General features: G+C 53.8%; 5 protein-coding genes. 1 reads left to right on the top strand and 4 read right to left on the bottom strand.

Features of this window, described 5'->3' with window-relative positions; all coding sequences use genetic code 11:
* The 4 genes from NCN04_RS07590 to NCN04_RS07575 all read right to left on the bottom strand — a co-directional run.
* Positions 1–570: UDP-3-O-acyl-N-acetylglucosamine deacetylase (locus NCN04_RS07590; RefSeq protein ID WP_250395681.1), on the bottom strand; the 570-nt coding region annotated here is incomplete at its 3' end.
* Positions 570–2840 carry a BamA/TamA family outer membrane protein gene (locus tag NCN04_RS07585; RefSeq protein WP_048347094.1) on the bottom strand — a complete coding sequence of 757 codons (2271 nt, stop codon included), beginning with the start codon at positions 2838–2840 and terminating at the stop codon, positions 570–572. The genes NCN04_RS07590 and NCN04_RS07585, both read right to left, overlap by 1 nt.
* 47 nt (positions 2841–2887) lie before the next feature.
* The gene (gene purC, locus NCN04_RS07580) at positions 2888–3640 is read right to left on the bottom strand and encodes a phosphoribosylaminoimidazolesuccinocarboxamide synthase (protein WP_250395680.1); all 753 of its coding nucleotides are present in this window, start codon (positions 3638–3640) and stop codon (positions 2888–2890) included.
* Positions 3637–4623, bottom strand: a complete 987-nt coding sequence (locus NCN04_RS07575) for a hypothetical protein (RefSeq protein ID WP_250395679.1) — start codon at positions 4621–4623, stop codon at positions 3637–3639. Before NCN04_RS07575 ends, purC begins: the two co-directional genes overlap by 4 nt.
* Positions 4624–4725: 102 nt before the next feature.
* Between NCN04_RS07575 and NCN04_RS07570 the strand changes: the two genes are divergently transcribed.
* The coding region (locus tag NCN04_RS07570) for a phosphoribosylamine--glycine ligase (RefSeq protein ID WP_250395678.1) at positions 4726–5343 on the top strand (618 nt) is incomplete at its 3' end.

The following is a 5343-nucleotide window of genomic DNA, read 5'->3' as shown; positions in this document are numbered from 1 at the left end:
AGCGATCTCATCAATAAACGCCTGAGGAGAAAGCTCTAGAGCTAATTGCTGACGACCAATCGCTGCCTGAGGGAAGTCAATGACGCCAACCAGCGTGAAGCGATCAGCAGGCGTCGCAACGATGGCGCTACTGCCGCGATAAAAAGCCAGCGGTTCAGAGAGCACCAAGGGGGGACGACGTGGTGTCGACGCTGTTGTCAAGCCCGCTTCAGCGATCGCCTCAACCCAGCCCAAAGCGGAACCGTCCAGAAGCGGTATTTCAGTACCCGATACCTGCAGTTCCAAATGGGACACCCCGCAGCCAGCAACAGCAGCGAGCAAATGCTCCACCGTGGAAAGCTTTCTGTCACCAAAATCAAGGGTGGTACACAACTGGCTGTCGCGCACCTGCGAAGGATCGAGACGTACGGGCTCTGAGGTTTGATCAAGCCAGCGCACATAGAAGCCCTCCTGCTCCGAAGGAGCAAGGGTGACTTGACATTGCTGTCCGCTATGTAAACCAATCCCTGAGCGCGACACACTGGATGCCAACGTCCAAGACCTGTCGTAGTCAGCAGGCCAAGACATCATTAGAACTTCCAGCCAACACCCAAATTGAATCGCCACTCACCGGTGAAATCCTGACTGGCAACCTCTAGACGCAGAGGGCCGACTGGCGTCGTCACAATCACACCTGTACCGACGGAGAAGCCTGATCCTGGCTTTTTAAGCAATTTACCAGGCTTTCCAGGAACATTATTCTGGGACCCAAAATCAGTACCAGCATCAACAAATAATTCCCCTGCAAATATACTAATCAGTGGGAATCGGTATTCCAAAGTTGCTTCTCCATAGCTTCGCCCAACCGCCAAGTCACAATCAAACCAGCCACGAACCGAATTAGAGCCTCCCAGACAGAAGGCTTCGTAGGGAGGAAGATCGCCAACGATTGACCCAGCCTTAATTTGGAGCCCGATCGATTGCGGGCAATTTAATTTTTCTCCGGGCTTAGGCCGACAACCCTTCGCGATCTTCAACCAGTTAACTGGAAAAAATTGAGTGTAACTTGCCTTGACTCGATTAAAAGTTGGAGAATTCTCACCAACCGACAAGAATTGTTCGGTTCCGAGACTAAAGAAATTTCCGGAAGTAGGATTCCGCGGATCGTTTAACGAGTTATACGTTGCAGCAAGTCGCAAGCCAGCAAGATTATTCTCGGATGCGCAATTGTAAGCGATGCAAATTATGTTCTCGTTAGGGATATCATTTTTATTGCGCTTATTAGGCGTAGCAAATATACGAGAACTACCTTCGAAATTAATCGGCCTAACGTTTTGAACATTCATCCCGACAAGGACCTGCCAGGGAGCGTTTTTGTAGGGATCTCCACCATTAAGCGGACGAGCGAAGATAACATTACCTCCAACTCTCTGCAGGACAACAGTATCTCCCTCGTAATCAAACCAACTATCTTCAGGGAAAAGCTTTGAAGCGTCGTCAACATTATCAAACTTCCGACCAGCAGGATTTTTTTTGTTGTTAATTTCGTAAGCACGAGAGGAATTATTGTCCTCATAGTCAGTGACCGTAACAATGTCACCCTTGTCTTGACTTTGAAAAACCTGAGGAACTTCTCGGCTTAGGAAAATAGAAGTACGGAAGGAAGTGCGATGCGAATCACCCTTGATCCATGGGTCAGTAAACGTAAAATTAGCCAGACCACCGAATTGTCCGTATGTAAGATTGAGAGCAATATTCCATGCTCTACCGAAGAGATTACTGTCTTGAACTTGAATTTGACCAAAGACTCCCTGACTTTGGCTATAGCCCAAGCCACCAGAAAGAGAACCGGTGGATTGTTCAACAATCCCCAGAACAATATTGATTTCGCCCGGCTTTCCTGCAACAGGTTTCAACGTGACTTTGACGTCGCTGAATAGCGAAGTTCCATAAAGGCGTTTGATATCACCCTCAAGTTGGTTGCGATTGAAGGCCTCTCCTGGCTTGATTGAGATTTCTCTCGTAACCACCCAAGGTTTTGTTTTTCCTCGAATCGGCTCACCGTTTTCGTCAGTGGTTTCGCCTTCCTTATTGAGAAACTGCACTTCAACGCCAGCGACCGTGCCAACGACAACTTTGAGCTCAACAACTCCATCTGGACTAACTCGCGTTGGACCTGTGACCCTTGCAAGGGCATACCCCTCGTTTGAATACCAAGTCTGAAGTTCTTTCATCCGAAGCTGAAGTTCGGAGAGGTTCAGCGTGCGTCCGTAATCGGAACTGAAGGCATCCTCAATGACCTGCGGAGGGATCTCATTGTCTTCAGGCAACAGCTCAACTTTTGTGAGCACGGGATTGGGAGCAACTTGAACCACAAGTTGCACGCCAAGAGGGCCGTTAACCGGTTCTATGCGTACATCAGAGAACCAGCCGGTGGCGTAGATCGCCTCTAAATCAACTTTCAGTTCATCCCTGGTGACGCGACTACCAGGGCGAACGGTCATGGCGTCATAAGCAGCCAGTTCCAACCGCTCTTGTTCAGGGTGACCATCGATCCCTTCGATCATCACCTCTGTAATCAGCACTCTGGGCTGCTCAGTGACTTCGTTTTCTGCAGCAACTGGTGCTTCCTGAGCACCTTCAAACTCCTCCACCTCCACAGATTGAGGTGCAGATTGAGGCGCGTTGGTCTCCCCTGTTAAAGCATCCTCCAGCTGGGTCTGCTCTTCCGAACTCTGATCGGAGTCAGTCTCAGCTTGCGCTCGAGCTGGAAGGGTGGTCAGAAGCGGCAGGGCCAGAGCAAGCCCCAAAGCTCCTCGCCGAACGGCGTTCCTGGTTCGGCATGAGGAGGGATTGACCATGAGGTGGTGCGGATATCGGCCGAATTGGCCGGAAATGTCCGGTGACCTTACCTGTAGTTGCGGGGTTTGGGGGTGGCCCCTTGGACCCGTTTGCAGACCTCCCCGTAGGCCTCAATCACTCCGCCAAGGTCTTGGCGGAATCGATCCTTGTCCAAAATTCGTGCTTTTGCATCCCGACTGTTCATGTCCCAAAGCCGGCAGGTGTCTGGGCTGATCTCGTCAGCCACAAGTAATTCACCCGCTGCGTTGCATCCCAGCTCGAGCTTGAAATCCACCAATTGAAGGTTGAGACCAGAAAAGAAAGGGGTCAAAACAGCATTGACCCGTCTTGCCAACGTCTCGATTTCCTGACGACTTTCTGGGCTGACCAAGTCAAGTAAGAACAGACGCGACTCTGTCAAAAGAGGATCCCCAAGGTCATCATCCTTGTAGTAAAGATCCAGCAGTGCCGGATCCAAGCGAGTGCCTTGAGAGATAGGGGTTTGACGGCAGAGTGATCCGGTGGCCACATTGCGCAGCACCACTTCAATCGGAATCACCTTGACCCGTTGGACCACCATCCAATGATCCGACTCCAACCCGCAGTAATGGGTGGGTATTCCTTCCCGTTCAAGCAACTCGAACAGACATGCCGAGATCTGACAATTAAGTCGTCCTTTGTCTTCAAGTTGTGCGCACTTTTGGGCATTAAAAGCAGTGGCATCGTTCTTAAATTCAACCAAAACCTCAGCCTCTTTGTTTGAGGCATAGATGCGTTTGGCCTTGCCCTCATAGAGAAGCGGCCCACGGGTGCTGGTCATGGCGTGGCCAAGGGATTGGAAGCAGGAGCTTCGGATGCATCCGATTCTCCCAGGGAGGCATGTCCTCCTGCAGCGCGAGGAGAGCGGAGCTGGTCCTCAAGGTCTTGCACACGCTGAGGATCCAAATCTGGTGACATCTGTTCCAACTCGAGCAGCGTTAAGCGGTCATCAAGCCGGCGCGCCAAACGGCGCAACCGTTCGCGAGGTCGGTCGGCATCGCCACCCTGCTGCAGTGCTAAACGCAACTGCAGGCGGAGCAAATCTTCAGCAAGACCCCAGGCTTGCTCAGCGGCAGCTTGATCCAAAGCCGCTTCCAGCAATAGATCGCCTCGCTCTGGATCCAACGGCGCCAGCAACTCAGCAACTTGGCCAAGCCTGCGCGATGCCACAACTCCTGGAGTACGACCCGCCAGGAGAACCGTGACGGCCTCCTCTGGCCGGCCGGCTGCTAACTCATGGTTCGCCAGCAGATCAAGAGCTGAACGAGTCAGCGGCAAGCCATCATCCGATTGGCCCACGATCAATTGCTCAGTATCGAGACGCGTGAGATCACCATCAGCCAACCGCCGAAGCGCCAGCACAGCACGATCTTGATCGAGGGCCGCACTGGCGGCTTGCCATGACAGCAGCAACCATTCCCTTCGTTGCCATCCTGGCCCAGGTCCAAATCGACTCAGCACAATCTGGGTGCTATCGGGAGCCCTACAGGCCATCAGCGCCCGGGCATTCGCCATCACAACAGCAAACGGTTGCGGAGCAGGTGCCACCACCATCAAACGGTTGCGCAGCAGACGAAGGCGCTCTTGCAGACCAAAACGATCCGAATCGGCACACGCCTCCGATAACTCGTTAATGCCACCTTCTTCAAGGACCGCTTCAAAGACCTCTAGGGTCATCGGCAGGGCGACAGGTGGCACAGGAACCGCCTCCAACGGCGGAGCCGCAGCCAATAAAAACAACAGTGGCAGGGAGGAAAGCCCCATGGGCTGACAGTCGTTCAACAAAGATGGATAGGTCAGGGCAACGCGCCGAGCATTGCGCCTGCACTCCAAACCTAGGGGTCACCCCCCGTTCCGCACCCGCCCATGTCCATCTCCAACACCCGTCCCCTCTCACTGCCGCCGTTGCGCAATGTGCTCGTGGTGGGAGGTGGCGGCCGAGAGCAGGCGTTGGCCTGGGCCTTCAGACGCTGTCCAGAGATCGAAGGCATCTGGATCAGCCCAGGAAACGCTGGCACAGGCGATTTGGAAGGCTGCACTCCACTGGAGATCGCAGAAACGGATCACGAAGGCATGGTTGCGGCGTGCAGCGACTACGCCATCGATTTGGTGGTGATCGGTCCAGAAGCCCCCTTGGCCGATGGTCTTGCTGACACGCTTCGAGGACAAGGCTTTGCAGTCTTTGGCCCGAGTGCGGAGGGTGCACAGCTCGAGGCGAGTAAGGCCTGGGCGAAGCAATTAATGCAAGACGCGGAGATTCCCACGGCTGGGTACTGGACCGTGGCCAATGAGCAAGAGGGGATTGCTCTTCTGGAACAACTGCAACGCCCCTTGGTTGTGAAGGCAGATGGACTCGCAGCGGGGAAAGGGGTGACCGTCGCGGACAGCGTGGAGGAGACTGCAGCCGCCATTCAAGAGGCGTTTCAAGGTCGTTTCGGACAGGCCGGTGAGCGGCTTGTCCTGGAAGAACGCCTCACCGGGCCA

The organism is Synechococcus sp. MU1655 (assembly GCF_023630655.1).
Classification (GTDB): Bacteria; Cyanobacteriota; Cyanobacteriia; order PCC-6307; family Cyanobiaceae; genus Synechococcus_C.
The sequence above is the reverse complement of the archived record's forward strand: the minus strand, read 5'-3'. Positions and strand labels throughout refer to the sequence as shown.

Excerpts from the sequence above, each read along its gene's own strand:
- NCN04_RS07585 (WP_048347094.1), bottom strand. The coding sequence starts at position 2,840 with ATGGTCAATCCCTCCTCATGCCGAACCAGGAACGCCGTTCGGCGAGGA.
- NCN04_RS07575 (WP_250395679.1), bottom strand. The coding sequence starts at position 4,623 with ATGGGGCTTTCCTCCCTGCCACTGTTGTTTTTATTGGCTGCGGCTCCG.
- purC (WP_250395680.1), bottom strand. The coding sequence starts at position 3,640 with ATGACCAGCACCCGTGGGCCGCTTCTCTATGAGGGCAAGGCCAAACGC.